18 protein-coding genes are annotated in these 14,689 nt (G+C 64.1%); 12 read left to right on the plus strand and 6 right to left on the minus strand.

All coding sequences use genetic code 11. The annotated features are described in order from the left end of the window. Positions 1-261 precede the first annotated feature (261 nt). On the minus strand, positions 262-861 hold the full coding sequence (locus ACIPZB_RS13450) for a LysE/ArgO family amino acid transporter (protein ID WP_400640626.1): 600 nt from the start codon (positions 859-861) through the stop codon (positions 262-264). Positions 862-951: 90 nt separating this feature from the next. Here ACIPZB_RS13450 and ACIPZB_RS13455 point away from each other — a divergent pair, with 90 nt between their 5' ends. The 3 genes from ACIPZB_RS13455 to ACIPZB_RS13465 all read left to right on the plus strand — a co-directional run bounded on the left by ACIPZB_RS13455 (position 952) and on the right by ACIPZB_RS13465 (position 3,795). Continuing rightward, on the plus strand, positions 952-1,842 hold the full coding sequence (locus ACIPZB_RS13455) for a LysR family transcriptional regulator ArgP (RefSeq protein WP_400640628.1): 891 nt from the start codon (positions 952-954) through the stop codon (positions 1,840-1,842). 45 nt (positions 1,843-1,887) lie between these two features. Beyond that, a complete protein-coding gene (locus tag ACIPZB_RS13460) occupies positions 1,888-2,883 on the plus strand; it encodes an NAD-dependent epimerase/dehydratase family protein (protein WP_400640630.1) in 996 nt (331 codons plus the stop codon). Between the two features lie 87 nt (positions 2,884-2,970). Continuing rightward, positions 2,971-3,795: an ATPase gene (locus ACIPZB_RS13465; protein ID WP_400640632.1), complete on the plus strand. Its 825-nt coding sequence runs from the start codon at positions 2,971-2,973 to the stop codon at positions 3,793-3,795. A 123-nt stretch (positions 3,796-3,918) separates the two neighbouring features. Here ACIPZB_RS13465 and ACIPZB_RS13470 read toward each other — a convergent pair whose 3' ends face one another. Both ACIPZB_RS13470 and ACIPZB_RS13475 read right to left on the minus strand, forming a co-directional pair. Beyond that, on the minus strand, positions 3,919-4,968 hold the full coding sequence (locus ACIPZB_RS13470) for an alkene reductase (RefSeq protein WP_400640634.1): 1,050 nt from the start codon (positions 4,966-4,968) through the stop codon (positions 3,919-3,921). 17 nt (positions 4,969-4,985) lie between these two features. Beyond that, a complete protein-coding gene (locus ACIPZB_RS13475; RefSeq protein ID WP_008090250.1) occupies positions 4,986-5,288 on the minus strand; it encodes a helix-turn-helix transcriptional regulator in 303 nt (100 codons plus the stop codon). A 151-nt stretch (positions 5,289-5,439) separates the two neighbouring features. On the opposite strand from ACIPZB_RS13475, the gene ACIPZB_RS13480 reads away from it, so the two are divergent. After that, complete coding sequence (locus tag ACIPZB_RS13480; RefSeq protein WP_400640636.1) at positions 5,440-6,036, plus strand: ACP phosphodiesterase; 597 nt, start codon at positions 5,440-5,442, stop codon at positions 6,034-6,036. A gap of 20 nt (positions 6,037-6,056) precedes the next feature. Here the strand turns inward: ACIPZB_RS13480 and ACIPZB_RS13485 are convergent, their stop codons facing one another. Together ACIPZB_RS13485 and olsB are read right to left on the minus strand one after the other, a co-directional pair. Next, a complete protein-coding gene (locus ACIPZB_RS13485) occupies positions 6,057-6,845 on the minus strand; it encodes a lysophospholipid acyltransferase family protein (RefSeq protein WP_400640638.1) in 789 nt (262 codons plus the stop codon). Next, the gene (olsB, locus tag ACIPZB_RS13490; protein WP_400640640.1) at positions 6,845-7,600 is read right to left on the minus strand and encodes an L-ornithine N(alpha)-acyltransferase; all 756 of its coding nucleotides are present in this window, start codon (positions 7,598-7,600) and stop codon (positions 6,845-6,847) included. Before olsB ends, ACIPZB_RS13485 begins: the two co-directional genes overlap by 1 nt. 144 nt (positions 7,601-7,744) lie before the next feature. On the opposite strand from olsB, the gene ACIPZB_RS13495 reads away from it, so the two are divergent. From ACIPZB_RS13495 to ACIPZB_RS13520, 6 genes are all read left to right on the plus strand, one after another. Next, a complete protein-coding gene (locus ACIPZB_RS13495; RefSeq protein ID WP_400640642.1) occupies positions 7,745-8,632 on the plus strand; it encodes an acyl-CoA dehydrogenase in 888 nt (295 codons plus the stop codon). A 153-nt stretch (positions 8,633-8,785) separates the two neighbouring features. Further along, entirely contained in the window at positions 8,786-9,868 is a 1,083-nt protein-coding gene (locus ACIPZB_RS13500; RefSeq protein WP_400640644.1) for a serine hydrolase domain-containing protein, read from the plus strand. Continuing rightward, complete coding sequence (locus ACIPZB_RS13505; protein ID WP_400640645.1) at positions 9,865-10,161, plus strand: amidase; 297 nt, start codon at positions 9,865-9,867, stop codon at positions 10,159-10,161. The genes ACIPZB_RS13500 and ACIPZB_RS13505 overlap by 4 nt, the downstream gene beginning before the upstream one ends. A gap of 44 nt (positions 10,162-10,205) precedes the next feature. Continuing rightward, positions 10,206-10,787: a YceI family protein gene (locus ACIPZB_RS13510; RefSeq protein ID WP_400640647.1), complete on the plus strand. Its 582-nt coding sequence runs from the start codon at positions 10,206-10,208 to the stop codon at positions 10,785-10,787. Between the two features lies 1 nt (position 10,788). Then, complete coding sequence (locus tag ACIPZB_RS13515) at positions 10,789-11,946, plus strand: phosphatidylserine/phosphatidylglycerophosphate/cardiolipin synthase family protein (protein WP_400640648.1); 1,158 nt, start codon at positions 10,789-10,791, stop codon at positions 11,944-11,946. Positions 11,947-11,997: 51 nt separating this feature from the next. Continuing rightward, the gene (locus ACIPZB_RS13520; RefSeq protein ID WP_400640649.1) at positions 11,998-12,576 is read left to right on the plus strand and encodes a DJ-1/PfpI family protein; all 579 of its coding nucleotides are present in this window, start codon (positions 11,998-12,000) and stop codon (positions 12,574-12,576) included. Positions 12,577-12,715: 139 nt separating this feature from the next. Here the strand turns inward: ACIPZB_RS13520 and ACIPZB_RS13525 are convergent, their stop codons facing one another. After that, positions 12,716-13,114, minus strand: coding sequence for a nuclear transport factor 2 family protein (locus ACIPZB_RS13525; RefSeq protein WP_400640651.1), 399 nt, complete (start codon positions 13,112-13,114; stop codon positions 12,716-12,718). 115 nt (positions 13,115-13,229) lie between these two features. Here ACIPZB_RS13525 and ACIPZB_RS13530 point away from each other — a divergent pair, with 115 nt between their 5' ends. Together ACIPZB_RS13530 and ACIPZB_RS13535 are read left to right on the plus strand one after the other, a co-directional pair. Further along, the gene (locus ACIPZB_RS13530) at positions 13,230-13,820 is read left to right on the plus strand and encodes a GNAT family acetyltransferase (protein ID WP_400640652.1); all 591 of its coding nucleotides are present in this window, start codon (positions 13,230-13,232) and stop codon (positions 13,818-13,820) included. Beyond that, a complete protein-coding gene (locus tag ACIPZB_RS13535; RefSeq protein ID WP_400640653.1) occupies positions 13,817-14,689 on the plus strand; it encodes a carbon-nitrogen hydrolase family protein in 873 nt (290 codons plus the stop codon). Before ACIPZB_RS13530 ends, ACIPZB_RS13535 begins: the two co-directional genes overlap by 4 nt.

Raw genomic sequence — 14,689 nt, forward strand, 5'->3', positions numbered from 1 at the left:
GGTCTAGTTCGCGGTTTGCGCAAGGCCGATCACGGGCGGCCCTATGTGCGTCGGCGAGTTTGTACTCTTTGCGACGCAAGAGGTCGATCATAGCATCAGCCCCCGCGCATAACCACGCAACAAACATAGGGAATAGAGGTTCCGCGGCGGTCGTCGGCTGCCGACCGGCGGTGTGGCCCCATCGCCGGCAAGCCGGCTCCCACCATGACCGCGCTGGCTGCACGTGTGGGAGCCGGCTTGCCGGCGATAGGGCCCTTGAGGTCAGTTGAAGATCAACTGCGCCGCCACGGCGAACATCATCACCGCCACCATCAGGTCGAGCATGCGCCAGGTGGTCGGACGTGCCAGCCAGGGCGCCAGCCACGCCGCGCCAATCGCCAGGGTCGTGAACCACAGCGCCGAGGCACTGGCGGCGCCGGCCACATAGGCGCCGGGCACGGTCTGCTGGGCGCCGAGCGAGCCGATCAGCAGCACCGTATCGAGGTATACGTGGGGGTTGAGCAGGGTCACTGCCAGGGCACTGAGCAGCACCGCGCGACGCGAGCGCATGCCCTGGCCTTCCTGGTGCTGCAGGCTCTGTTTGGAACAGGCGCTGCGCAGCGCCTTGGCGCCATACCAGAGCAGAAACACAGCGCCGCCCCAACGGGCAATGGCCAGCAGGGTCGGGTTGTGTGCCAGCACCGTGGCCAGCCCGAACACCCCGGCCGCCACCAGGAGGGCGTCGCAGACAATGCACAGCAGCGCCACCGGCAGATGATGTTCACGCCGCAGGCTCTGGGCCAGGACGAAGGCGTTCTGTGCGCCAATGGCCATGATCAGGCCGAAGGCCACCAACATGCCGTTCAGATAGCTTTGCCACATGGCAGATACTCCCAAGAAGATGCTGGCCATTGTGCGGATTGGCGCTGTATAAGAAAAACAAATAAAGCTGATCCGTCATTAGGAAAATCGATGTTCGACTACAAGCTACTGGCCGCCCTCGCGGCAGTGATCGAGCAAGGTGGTTTCGAGCGTGCCGCGCAGGTGCTGGGGCTGTCGCAATCGGCCATCTCGCAGCGCATCAAGCTGCTCGAAGCGCGGGTCGGCCAACCCGTGCTGGTGCGTGCAACACCGCCGAGCCCGACCGAGGTTGGCCGTCAGTTGCTCAACCATGTGCAGCAGGTGCGTCTGCTTGAGCGCGACTTGCAGCGCCAGGTGCCGGCGCTGGATGAGGAGGGCATGCCCGAGCGCTTGCGCATCGCCCTCAACGCCGACAGCCTGGCGACCTGGTGGGCGGGTGCGGTCGGGGTATTCTGCGCCGAGCATCAGTTGTTGACTGACCTGGTGGTGGAAGACCAGGAGGTCGGCCTCAAGCGCATGCGTGCCGGTGAAGTGGCGGCCTGCCTGTGCGGCAGCGAGCGGCCGGTGGCCGGGGCGCGCAGCCTGCCGCTGGGGGCCATGCGCTACCGTGCGCTGGCAAGTCCCGGGTTCATGGCGCGGTATTTTCCACTGGGGTTCGAGGTCAAGCGCTTGGCCCGCACACCCGCCATTGTCTACGGCCCGGACGATTTCCTGCAGCACCGATACCTGGCATCGCTGGGCATTGAGGACGGCTTCCTGCACCATCTGTGCCCGTCGTCCGAAGGTTTCCTGCGCATGACCGAGGCCGGCCTCGGCTGGGGGCTGGTGCCCGAGTTGCAGGCCCGCGAGCAGCTGGCGAACGGGCTACTGGTGGAAATCTGTGCCGATACGCCCATCGACGTGCCGTTGTACTGGCATCATTGGCGCAACGGTGGCCATCTGCTCGCGCAATTGACCGAGCACCTGCGGCACACGGCCCGGCACTGGCTGGTGCCCTTGTAGCCGCAGCTGGCGTCTGTTGCATCTGAAATCAAGGCGGAGTCATACATGCGAATTCTGGTCACTGGCGCGAGCGGCTTCATTGGCGGGCGCTTTGCGCGTTTTGCCCTGGAGCAGGGCCTGGACGTGCGGGTCAGCGGTCGACGCGCCGAGGGGGTGGAGCACCTGGTCAAGCGCGGCGCGCAGTTCATCCCCGGCGACCTGGGTGATGCCGAGCTGGCCCGGCGCCTGTGCCAGGGCGTCGAGGCCGTGGTGCATTGCGCGGGCGCGGTGGGTAATTGGGGGCGTTACCAGGACTTTCACCAGGGCAATGTGGTGGTCACGGAGAACGTCGTCGAGGGTTGCCTCAAGGAACATGTGCGCCGCCTGGTGCACTTGTCATCGCCGTCGATCTATTTCAACGGCCGGTCGCGTGTGGATATCCGTGAAGACCAGGTGCCGCGCCGCTTCCATGACCACTATGCGCAGACCAAGTACCTCGCCGAGCAGAAGGTGTTCGGTGCCCAGGAGTTCGGCCTGGAGGTACTGTCGCTGCGCCCGCGCTTCGTCACCGGGGCCGGTGACGCCAGTATTTTTCCGCGGCTGATGCAGATGCAGCGCAAGGGCCGCGTAGCGATCATCGGCAACGGCCTGAACAAGGTCGACTTCACCAGTGTGCACAACCTCAACGAGGCGTTGCTCAGCGCGCTGTTCGCCGAAGACCGTGCCCTGGGGCAGGCCTACAACATCAGCAACGGTCATCCGCTGCCGCTGTGGGACGTGGTGAACTACGTGATGCGCCAGATGCAATTGCCCCAGGTGACCCGTTACCGTTCATACGGCCTGGCCTACAGCCTGGCAGCGCTGAACGAGGGCGCCTGCATGCTTTGGCCTGGGCGTCCGCAGCCGACGCTGTCGCGTTTGGGGATGCAGGTGATGAGCCGTGATTTCACCCTGGATATCAGTCGCGCTCGCCAGTACCTCGACTACCAGCCCAAAGTCAGCCTATGGTCGGCGCTGGATGAATTTTGCGCCTGGTGGAGGCATCAGCCCCTTAACCAGTGAACCTGGCGCGCGGATGATGGTCATCAATGCGCCGCGCGAGCGGTTTATACTCATGCCTCTTTGCTATTACTGTGGTTGAAACTACCCATGCGTAACGATGCCCACGACGATTTCGATGATGTGCCCACTTTGCGGGCCGGTACCCCTGATGATGACGAACTGCTGCCTGCGCACGTTTCGCGCAGCCGTCAGAAAGCTGCCAAACCGGTCAGTACCGGCCCGCTCTGGGCGCTGCTGGGGGCGTCGTTCATCGCGCTGGCGGGTCTGGGCTGGTGGAGTTTCCAGCAGATCTCGCTGATGGAGCAGCAACTGGTGGCGACCCAGGAAAGCTTCGCACGCATCAGTGAAGAAGCCGCCGGGCGTTTGCAGGCCATCAGCGGCAAGGTCGATGCCAGCGAATCGACGGTCAATACCGGCAGCGAGGCGTTGAAACTGCAGATTCGCCAGTTGCAGGCCAACCTGGCCGAGCAGGGCAAGCAGCAGCAGGGCGTGGCGGGGCAGACGGGTGACCTGGGCAAGCGTCTGGAGCAGGTGCTGGCCGATACCCGAGAGCAGCAGAAAGCTGTGACCGAGTTGCAAACCCAGCTGCAGGCGCAGTTGAAAGCCGTGAATGGTGAACTGGCGGCGTTGAAGTCGGGACAGGTGGATGGCGGCAAGCTGGATGGGCAGCTCAAGAGCCTGAACGATGAAGTTGCGGCGCTGAAGAAGCAGGGTAACCAGAAGGCGGCCATCGATAGCCTGGAGCAGGACGTGCTGGTGCTGAAGAGCCAGATCGACAACCGACCGGCAGCGGCTTCCGGTGGCGCATCGGTGCAGGAGTTCGATGCGTTCCGTGGGCAGACCACGCGCAATATCAATACCCTGCAGAGTCAGATTCAGAACCTGCAGAAGCAGATCAATGCCCGACCTTGAGATTGCAGGGGAGGGCTTTGCCCTCCTTTCGCGACACAAGGCCGCTCCTACAGATGATCGCAGTCGCCTGTAGGAGCGGCCTTGTGTCGCGAAAGGGCCGCGAAGCGGCCCCGGCAATCTCGCTCACATCCGCGGATAATCGATATACCCCACCGGCCCCCTGGCATAGAAGGTCTCCGGATGCGCCTGGTTCAGCGGCGCATCCGCCGCCAACCGCGCCGGCAGGTCCGGGTTGGCAATGAAGGGCACGCCAAACGCCACCGCATCCGCCTTGCCACTGGCCAGCGCCGCACTGGCACTGGCCTTGTCGAACCGTTCGTTGACGATATACGGGCCACCAAATGCTGCCTTGATCAGCGAGCCAATGCTGTCGTCGGCTTGCTTCTCTCGCGAGCAGATGAAGGCGATGCCGCGCTTGCCCAGCTCCCGCGCCACATAGGTGAAGGTTTCGGCGCGGTCGGCGTCGCCCATGTCATGCGAGTCGGCTCGCGGTGCCAGGTGCACGCCCACCCGTCCCGCGCCCCACACTTCGATGGCCGCGTCGGTCACTTCCAGCAGCAGTCGCGCACGGTTTTCCAGCGAGCCACCGTAGCGGTCGGTGCGCTGATTGGTGCTGCTCTGCAGGAACTGATCGAGCAGGTAGCCGTTGGCACCGTGAATTTCCACACCATCGAAGCCTGCCGCCTTGGCGTTCTCGGCGCCGCTTCGGTAGGCCTCTACGATGTCGGCGATCTCTTCGGTTTCCAACGCGCGTGGGGTGGGGTACTCGGTGATCGGGCGTACCAGGCTGACATGGCCCTTGGGCTGGATCGCACTGGGCGCCACCGGCAGCTCACCGTTCAGGTAGCTGGGGTGGGAGATGCGGCCGACGTGCCACAGCTGCAGGAAAATCCGCCCGCCAGCGGCGTGCACGGCCTTGGTGACATTGTTCCAGCCACGTACCTGCTGGTCGTTCCAGATGCCCGGGGTGTCCGGGTAGCCGACACCCATCGGCGTCACCGAGGTCGCTTCACTGAGGATCAGCCCGGCGCTGGCGCGCTGCACGTAGTACTCGGCCATCAGCGCGTTGGGCACCCGGCCTTCGTCGGCGCGGCAGCGGGTCAGCGGCGCCATGATGATGCGGTTGGGCAGTTGCACGTCGCCCAGCGTGATCGGATCGAAAAGCGTAGTCATAAAGGTTACCTGCCTTGTCAGAGCGCTTGGCGCAGTTGTTCGAGAAATGCCTGGACCGTGGCTTCGTTACGTTTGAAGAAGTGCCATTGGCCGATCTTCTGGCTGCTGATAAGGCCGGCCCGCTGCAACGTGGCCAGGTGGGCGGAGACGGTCGACTGCGACAGGCCGCAGCGTTGATCGATCTGCCCGGCACAGACGCCCTGCGCGGTGCTGTGGTGCTGGTCAGGAAATTGCGCGGCCGGGTCTTTCAGCCAGTGGAGGATTTCGCGCCGGACCGGATGGGCCAGGGCTTTGATGATTTCGTCGAGATCTATGGGCATGGTCGTCACTTGTGATGTACCGGTATATCGCGATGAGACGAAATATAAATCGGAAATTCTCGATATCGAAATATGAATAGGCTCTGAGCTGAGCACGAATCGCTATATCGCGTTATAACGATATGCATGAGGCCGGTGCTAAACTGCGGGCATGAACTACCTCGCACATCTGCACCTGGGCGGCCCTGCGCCGCAACAACTGCTTGGCAGCCTGTATGGCGACTTCGTCAAAGGATCGCTGGAGGGGCGGTTTCCGCCTGCCCTTGAAGCGTCCATCCGCTTGCACCGGCATATCGACAGTTACACCGATCAGCATCCGCTGGTATTGGCGGCGCTGGCGCGATTTCCGCGCGAGCGGCGGCGGTTTGCCGGGATCGTCCTGGATGTGTTCTTCGATCATTGTCTGGCGCGCCACTGGGGGGATTACGCCGAACAGCCGCTGGCGCAATTCACCGGTGATTTTTATCGAGTGCTGCTGGCGGAACCGGCGTTGCCCGGTCGGCTGGCGCGGATTGCGCCGTTCATGGCGGCCGATGACTGGCTGGGGGCTTATGGCGATTTCGCTACCCTGGAGCAGGTATACAAGGGGATTGCCCGGCGCTTGTCGCGGCCGGAAGGAATGGCCGGAGTGATGGGCGAGCTGGAGCGGTTGTATGAGCCTTTGCTTGCGGATTTCCGTGAGTTCTACCCGCAGTTGCAGGCGTTTGCGGCGTCGGGGCGGGCCTCATCGCCGGCTTGCCGGCGATGAGGCCAGTACAGGCAACACTATCAAGCAGCCCGAGCCTGCCTGCGCGGCGCCACCTCAACCTCCTCAACCCCAAACAACGCCATGTGAATTGCTTGCTGCGCCTGAAACGCCAACGCCGCACGCTCCTTGTCCACACTGCTGATCGGCTGCAACAAGTGAATGCACACCTCACCGCGAGGCTCGGCGAACAGTCGCAGCAGGTGAGAAACCAGATCGTCATCGCCAATGAATGGCGCAATCAGGTCCGTCTCGCCCTTGCGCAGATACTCAATGGCCACTGGCTGCAGCGCCACACCCTGATCGATGGCACCGGCCAGCAAGCGGCCGTGGAAGGTGCGCAGCTGGCGCCCGTCGGTGGTGGTGCCTTCAGGGAAGATCAGCAGCGGCCTTTCCTGGCCGAGCTGTTCGCTGATCTGTTCACGCAAGCGCTGGCTGTCGCCACCCCCACGGCGTATGAACAGCGTGCCGGCCTGTTCCGCCAGCCAACCGGCCAGCGGCCAGCGGCGTACTTCGGCCTTGGACAGGAACGACAGCGGCATCAGCATGCCGAGCAGGGGAATGTCGGTCCAGGAGACGTGGTTGCTGACCCACAGCATCGGCCGTTGCGGCACCACACCCTTCACGCGCACGTCGAAGGGCAGGGCGGCGACCAGGTGCTTCATGAATCGGCAGGTCCAGCGCTGCCGGCGTTCCAGGGGGGCCTTGAACCCTAAGCGCTCGCCCAGGGCGATGACGCTGGCCATGAGCGTGCCCCAGAGCAGCACCAGCAGCAGCCGGCAGAGGCGGGCGAGCACCCGCAGCCTGGGCATCAGACTGCCGCCTTGAAGTGGCGTGCGTAGCGTGGGCAAAGGTCGTCACGCTTGAGCAGAATGAATACATCGGCCACCTGGAAGTCCTCGTCCCAGCAGGGTTCGCCGCAAATCTTCGCGCCCAGGCGCATGTAGGCCTTGAGCAGCGGTGGCATTTCGGCGATGACGTTGGTCGGCAGCGCCAGGCTGGGCAAGGGGTTCTTAGGCTCGGCGCGCAGGTGCTCGGTGCACAGGTAACGTTCGCGCAGGCGTTGCATGACCGCGTGGGCTTGCACGCCGCCATCCTGCATCGGGATGCTGGCGCAACCCATCAGGTAGCTGTAGCGGCCTTCGTTGAGCACCTCGGCCAGCTCGCCCCAGAGCACGGCGATGGTGCCACCGTTGCGGTAGTCCGAGTCGACGCAGGTGCGCCCCAGTTCAAGGATAGGGCCTTGCAGTTGCAACAGGCCATGCAGGCTGAACTCTTCTTCGCTGTAGAAACGCCCCAGGCTGCTGGCGGCCTGGTGGTCGAGCAGGCGGGTGGTGGCCACCAGCTCGCCGGTGCTCAGGTCACGCACACCAATGTGGCGGCAATGTACGTCGTAATCGTCCATGTCCAGGCCCTGTTCGGCGCCTTTGAGCTTGGCCTTGAATTCCGCGCTGAACACTTTGTAGCGCAGCGCCTGCGCTTCGTGCAGGGCGGTTGCTCCAATCAGGCGTTCGGCTTGCAGACGGCGTTCAGTGCTGTTGTCGCCAGGGTGAGCGATCCGAGTCATTGCGAGTCTCCATAAGCCAGCCATGAAGGGTTGCGGCCGGTCGGCTTTGTTGTGCAAAGTCAGCCTAGGCAGGCGCGGTGTCACGGCGGTGAACCTTTGGTGATGCTTGCGTGACAGCCCCCAGAGCCCCACGAGGAGCATGCGATGGCTTGGTTGCAACGACTCAACGACCCCCTGCGACAGCCGCTGGCTGGCACCTTGGGCGAGACTTACAGCGCGCAGCTCGAACGTCTTGGCGCGGTCTGCCCGTTCGAACTGGCGGTGCTGGGCGGGCGCGCCATGGCCACCCCTGGCCTGGCTTTCCTGATCGGTTACCAGGCGGCCCTGCGGGTGCTCTGGCCCAGTGCCCCGGCCAGCCTTGGCGCGCTGTGCGCCACCGAGCGGCGCAGCGTGCGCCCGGCGGACATGCAGACGCGCCTTGAAGGGTTGCGCCTCACTGGCAGCAAGGACTTCGTCACCGCCGGGCTGGATGCCGAATGGCTGCTGGTGGCGGCGCGCAGCGAAGGGCCGGGTGAGGGGCCGAGGTTGAACCTGGCGGTGGTCTATCCCGGTGAGCCGGGGGTGACATTGGAGGCACTGCCTACCTTGCCGTTGATGCCTGAAGTGGGGCATGGGCGGCTGCGCTTGCAGGAAGCGGGTTGCGAGCTGCTGGCGGGCGACGGTTGGGATGCCTACGTCAAGCCGTTCCGTTCGCTGGAAGATTTGTACGTGCTGGCGGCGTTGACCGCCTGGTTGTATGGCGTCGGCCAGGAGTGTGGCTGGCCGCAGGACTTGCGCTTACGTCTGCTGGGGTTGCTGGCGGGCTGTGCCGAAGGTAGCCGGCAGTGCGCCGATAGCGTGGGCTGCCATTTGTTGCTGGGTGGATTGTTTGCGCAGTTTCAGGCGCTGCGCGGGGTGATCGACAAGGCCCTGTTGGCGGGGCCGGCGCAGTGGTCGCAACTGTGGCAGCGGGACCAGGGCGTGCTGGCGTTGGCCACTGCCGCACGGGAGAAACGCCTGGCCAAGGCTTGGGCGGCCGAAGGGTTGTCATGAAAGATTGAGAGGCTGTGCCATCTTTTTGAATCTGGGGCTGCTTCGCAGCCCATCGCCGGCAAGCCGGCTCCCACCGATTGAGGACGACGCTGTACTTGTGGGAGCCGGCTTGCCGGCGATGGGGCGCGAAGCGGCCCCAACAAGGCAAACCCTATGCTCAAGACCCTGCTGGCCATCATCGGCCTGACCATCCTGCCTGCCTGGGCCGAAGACTGGCCCGAACCCGACTGGCCAATCATTGATAGCAACAGCGACTGGCAATCCGTCGATACCTACGCCTTCCCGCAACGCAACGCCAGCGATCGCAGCGGCATCCGTACCGACGCCCTGCTCATCATCCGCGATGGCCGCATCGTCCATGAACGCTACAGCGCACCCACCACCGCCCAAACCGCCCACCTCACCTGGTCGGTGAGCAAGAGTGTGCTGGCCACGGTGCTGGGTGTGGCCCAGGCAGAAGGGCGCTTCACCCTGCAGGACCCGATAGCGCGCTTCTACCTACCCATGCAGGCCCACCCTGATGTGCGCATGGCCGACCTGCTGCACTGGGCCAGTGGCCTGCAATGGCAGGAAGACTACGAATACGCGCCGTTGAAGTCCTCGGTGGTGGCCATGCTTTACACGCGTGGGCGCCATGATATGGCGGCCTACACCGCTGCGCACCCTGCCGCCGACAAACCCGGTCAGCGCTTTCTCTACTCCAGCGGCGACAGCAACCTGCTGGCCGCCGCCTTGCGTGGCATGCTCGACGCAGGCACCTATGCCGACTACCCCTGGCGGGCGCTGTTCACCCCGCTGGGCATCGACAGCGCGGTCTGGGAACGCGATGGCACTGGCACGTTTGTCGGTTCTTCCTACCTCTACCTCAGCGCCCGCGACCTGGCACGCATTGGCCTGCTGATGCAGCGCGACGGGCGCTGGCAAGCGCGCCAGTTGTTGCCGGCAGGCTGGGTGGCATTCAACCGTGGGCTGTTTACCCAGGCCCAGGCTGTCCCTGGTGAAGCCAACCCTGGCGGCCACTGGTGGCTGAACCAGCCGCTGCCGGGCCATGCACGACCTTGGCCCGATGTACCAGCAGATGCCTACGCCGCCCTCGGTCATTGGGGCCAGGCCCTTTACGTGCTGCCCACGCAGAAGCTGGTGATCGTCCGCTACGGCGATGACCGCGATGGCGCCTACAGCCATAACGAGCTGCTCAAGCGGGTGCTGGTGGCGCTCGCCAGGGAGGGAACATGAGGCGCCTGGCGTTGCTGGTAATCGTCGTGCTGCTCGGCTGGGCCTGGCTGGAGCGTCAGGCGCTGGCGGATTTTCCCGGCATCCTGTCGGCCTATTCGGCCAAGGAGTACTGCTCGTGCCGCTTCGTCATGGGTTTCGAGCAAGGGTATTGCCGCGGTTACGTGAAACAGTGGCTACCCTTGAGTCAGCTGGAGGAAGACAGCCAGCAGCGCGTGGTCAACGCCACCGGGCTGGGCCAGCGCAGCCGGGCGGCCTGGCAGGGCGCGCACGAGGGTTGCCGCTTGCTGCCATGACGGTGGGCGGTTAAGGTTGGCGGTCAAGTTTCACGAGATCTGTCATGTTCAAGCTGCTCCGTCTTCTGCCGGCCTTGCTGCTGGCTTTGTGCCTTCCCGCCCATGCCAACTGGCACCTCGATGGCGAGTCTTCCCGCTTGTCGTTCATCACTGGCAAGAACGGCGATACCGCTGAGGTTCATCGCTTCCTGGTCTTGCATGGCTCGGTGGATCGCAAGGGTGCAGCGGCACTGCGTATCGAGGTGGATTCGGTCAGCAGTGGCGTCCCGCTGCGCGATGAGCGCATGCGCGACGACCTGTTCGAAGTCGATCGCTTCGCTGAAGCCTCGGTGAACGCACAGATCGACCTGCGTCCCATCAATGACCTGGCCAACGGTGCGCAGATCGAGCTGCGCCTGCCGCTTACCGTCACCTTGCGGGGCCAGTCCCACAGCTACAACGCGCTGCTGCTGGCCACCCGTCTTGATGAGCGCCGGTTCCAGGTGGTGACGCTCGAACCGCTGATCCTCAATGCCAACGACTTCGGTTTGCTGCCCGGTCTGGAAGGCCTGCGCAAGTTCGCCAAGCTCAAGTCCATCAACCCCACGGTACCGGTCAACGCGGTGCTGATTTTCAACGCCCGCTGACATGCCGGGGCCGGTCTTCCCCTGGCGGGATGGCAACCAGTTCGAACTGCTGATCGACGGTCCCGAGTTCTTTCCGCGCATGCTCCAGGCGATCGCGCAAGCGGAGTTCCAGGTTGACCTTGAGCTGTACCTGGTCGAGGCCGGTGCTTGCGCCGAGGCGGTGGTCGAGGTGCTGGAGCAGGCGGCGCGACGCGGTGTGCAGGTGCGGTGCCTGTTCGACGACTATGGATCGCTGGCCTTCACCACGGCCCTGCGCCAGCGCCTGTTGGAGGCGGGCGTCTACCTGCGCTGGTACAACCGCCTGCGCTGGAAGCGTGGTTTTCGCAACCTGTACCGCGACCATCGCAAGCTGCTGCTGGTGGACGAACGCTGGGCGGTGGTGGGGGGTACGGGTGTCACCGACGAGTTCTGGACACCCGACGAGGCGACCAGCGAGTGGCACGAAGTGATGGTGCAAATGCAAGGGGCGGTAGTGAGCGACTGGCAGTTGCTGTTCGACCGCCAGTGGCACGCCAACAACCGTCGCACCGCCTGGCGCCCCGCCGAAGGCTTCGGACTGCCGCGCCTGCCCAAGGTGCCGGCGCAAGGGCAGGGTATGGGCCGTGTGGCCTATGCCGACGCCCGCCAGCACCAGGACATCCTGCATTCGCTGGTGCGTGCGCTCAACAGCGGCAAGCAGCGCGTGTGGTTGGCCACGCCTTATTTCCTGCCGACCTGGAGTGTGCGCCGTTCGTTGCGCCGGGCCGCCAGCAAAGGGGTCGATGTGCGGCTGTTGCTGACCGGACCACGCACCGACCACCCCTCCGTGCGTTATGCCGGGCACCGTTATTACCCGCGCTTGCTGCGCGCCGGCGTAAAAATTTATGAGTACCAGCCCTGTTTCCTGCACTTGAAAATGGTGTTGATCGACGACTGGGTCAGCATCGGGTCGTGCAATTTCGACCACTGGAACCTGCGCTTCAACCTGGAGGCCAACATCGAGGCACTCGACCCGCAGTTGACCGCCGCCGTTCAGGCCAGCTTCGAGCGTGATTTCGCCTTGAGCGAGGAGGTCGACCTCGATCACTGGAACGCCCGGCCCCTGTGGCGGCGGGTCAAGCAGCGGGTGTGGGGCTGGCTGGACCGGCTGGTGGTCAATTTGCTCGACCGACGAGACTGACAGCGACTATCGTGCAGTGACTGTTCACAGGCAATGGTGAGGGAGACTGCGATGACGGCGAAGAAGATTCTCATGCTGGTGGGCGACTACGTCGAGGACTACGAGGCGATGGTGCCGTTCCAGGCGTTGACCATGGTGGGCCATACCGTGCATGCGGTGTGCCCGGAGAAGGTCGCGGGGCAGACCGTGCGCACGGCGATCCATGATTTCGAAGGCGAGCAGACCTACAGCGAGAAGCCGGGCCACAACTTTGCCCTGAACCATGACTTCGTCCGCGTGCGTGCCGAGGGCTACGATGCGTTGTTGATTCCCGGTGGACGTGCCCCGGAGTACCTGCGCCTGGACGAGAAGGTGCTGGATCTGGTCAAGGCCTTCGATCAGGCCGGCAAGCCGATTGCCGCGGTGTGCCACGGGGCGCAACTGCTGGCAGCGGCGGGCGTGCTGGAAGGACGCGAGTGCAGTGCGTATCCGGCGTGTGCACCGGAGGTGCGCCTGGCGGGTGGGAAGTTCATCGATATTGCCATTGATCAGGCGCATGTGGATGGCAACCTGGTGACTGCGCCGGCGTGGCCTGCGCATCCGGCGTGGTTGGCGGCGTTTCTGAAGGTGCTGGGGACGCGTATCGTCTGACAGAGGTAGCCCGTGTAGGAGCGGCCTTGTGTCGCGAAAGGGCCGCAAAGCGGCCCCAGCAATTCATGCGTCAACTCTAAAACCTGGGGCCGCTTTGCGGCCCTTTCGCGACACAAGGCCGCTCCTACTGGGCTCACATTCACCCCACCTGTTCGACCCAGTCATTGAGGTTGTAGTAGTTGGTCACCCGGGCAATCTTCCCGCAGTGAATGTAGAAGAACGCCCCCGCCGGCAGCACATAGGTTTGCCCATTCGCCGCCGGCAACCCCTCGTCATCGGCCAGGTACTCCCCGTGCACGGTGAACTCGGCCGCCGCCCGGCTGCCGTCGGCATTCTGCATCACCACGATGTCGGCCAGGCGCTCGCGGTAGCAGCGGTTCATCTTGTCCATGAATGCGGCGAACCTGGCCTTGCCCATCTGCCGCTCCCCCTGGTTGATGTCGTGGATCACGTCTTCGCTGAGCAGGGCGAGAAAGTTCGGCATGTCGCCGGCATTGAAGGCGGCGTAGTAGGCATTTACCAGTTCGGTAGCGGTCATGGAACATTACCTGTCGTGTTGGGGAAAGGCGGTGCGTTGGCTCGGATGATAGGGTTTCCCCTCAAGCCCGGCTTAGCCGAGCGCGTCATCCACATCGACAAAACGACCGCCAAGCATGGAAATACGCCTGTTGCACGGCGCCGCTATCGCGCCTTACATCGATGACCTCGCTCGCCTGCGCCTGACCGTGTTTCGCGAGTTTCCCTACCTCTACGACGGCACTCCCGAGTACGAAGCCGACTACCTGGCAAGCTATGCCCGATCGGGTCGCAGCCTGGTGGTGTTGGCCCTGGACCATGGCCAGGTGGTTGGTGCCTCGACCGGCCTGCCGCTGGTGGACGTAGCGCCCGAATTCCAGCAGCCGTTCCTGGCCCAGGGGCGCGACCCTGCCAGCGTCTACTACTTCGGTGAGTCGCTGGTACTGCCGCAATACCGAGGGCAGGGCCTGGGCGTGCGCTTTTTCATCGAGCGAGAGTCCTACGCGCACAAACTGGCCGAGTTCGACGCCTGCGCGTTCTGCGCCGTCGAGCGCCCCGGCGTGCATCCGAGACGGCCCGCGGACTACAAGCCGTTGCACGGATTCTGGCGCAACCGCGGCTTCCTGCATGATCCTTCCCTGCGCACTCGCTACGCTTGGCGTGACCTGGATGAGCAGGAGAGCACGGAAAAGATCATGTCGTTCTGGGTCAAGGAGCTGCCCATTTGATTCGCCTTGCAGCTTGCCAGTACGCCATTGAGTTGCATGAAACCTGGGATGCCTATGCCGACCACTTGCAGGGGGTGTGCGCCGAGGCAGTGGAGGCGGGAGCTCAGTTGTTGCTGCTGCCGGAGTACGCTGGGCTGCTGCTCAGCGGCCAGTTGCCGGCCGAACAGCGTGGCGATCTGAAGGCTTCGATCGCCGGCATCCAGCCGCTGATCGAGCCTTGGCTGGCGCTGTGCGAGGGGATCGCCCGGCGCTGGGGTGTCTATCTGCAACCGGGTAGCCTGCCGGTTCAGGGCAGCGCTGGCCACTACCGCAACCGGGCTTGGTTGTTTGGCCCTCAAGGGGTGCTTGGCTATCAGGACAAGCTGATGATGACCCGTTTCGAGCGGGAGCAGTGGGGCATCACGGCGGGCCAAGGGCTGCAGGTGTTCGACACTGACCTCGGGCGTATGGGGATTCTGATTTGCTACGACAATGAGTTTCCCATGCTTGCCCGGCGTTTGGCCGAGCGCGGTGCCGACTTGATTCTGGCGCCGAGCTGTACCGACACCGTGGCGGGTTATCACCGGGTGCGCATCGGTGCTCAGGCACGGGCGTTGGAGAACCAGGTTGCGGTGTTGCAGAGTCCGACCGTTGGCTTGGCGCCCTGGTCGCCGGCGCTGGATGAAAATGTTGGCCGGGCAGGGCTGTTCGTGCCGCCGGATCATGGGATGCCGGGGGATGGAGTGGTGGCGCTGAGTGAGGAACTCGATCCGCCAGGCAGCCGGTGGCTGATCTGTGATGTGGATCTTGGGGAGGTTCGGCGGGTGAGGGAGGAGGGGCAGGTGTTCACTCGGCGCGATTGGCCAGAGCAGTTCGAGCGGATTGTGTGA

The sequence above is a fragment of the Pseudomonas sp. NPDC089396 genome (assembly GCF_044749545.1).
GTDB lineage: Bacteria > Pseudomonadota > Gammaproteobacteria > Pseudomonadales > Pseudomonadaceae > Aquipseudomonas.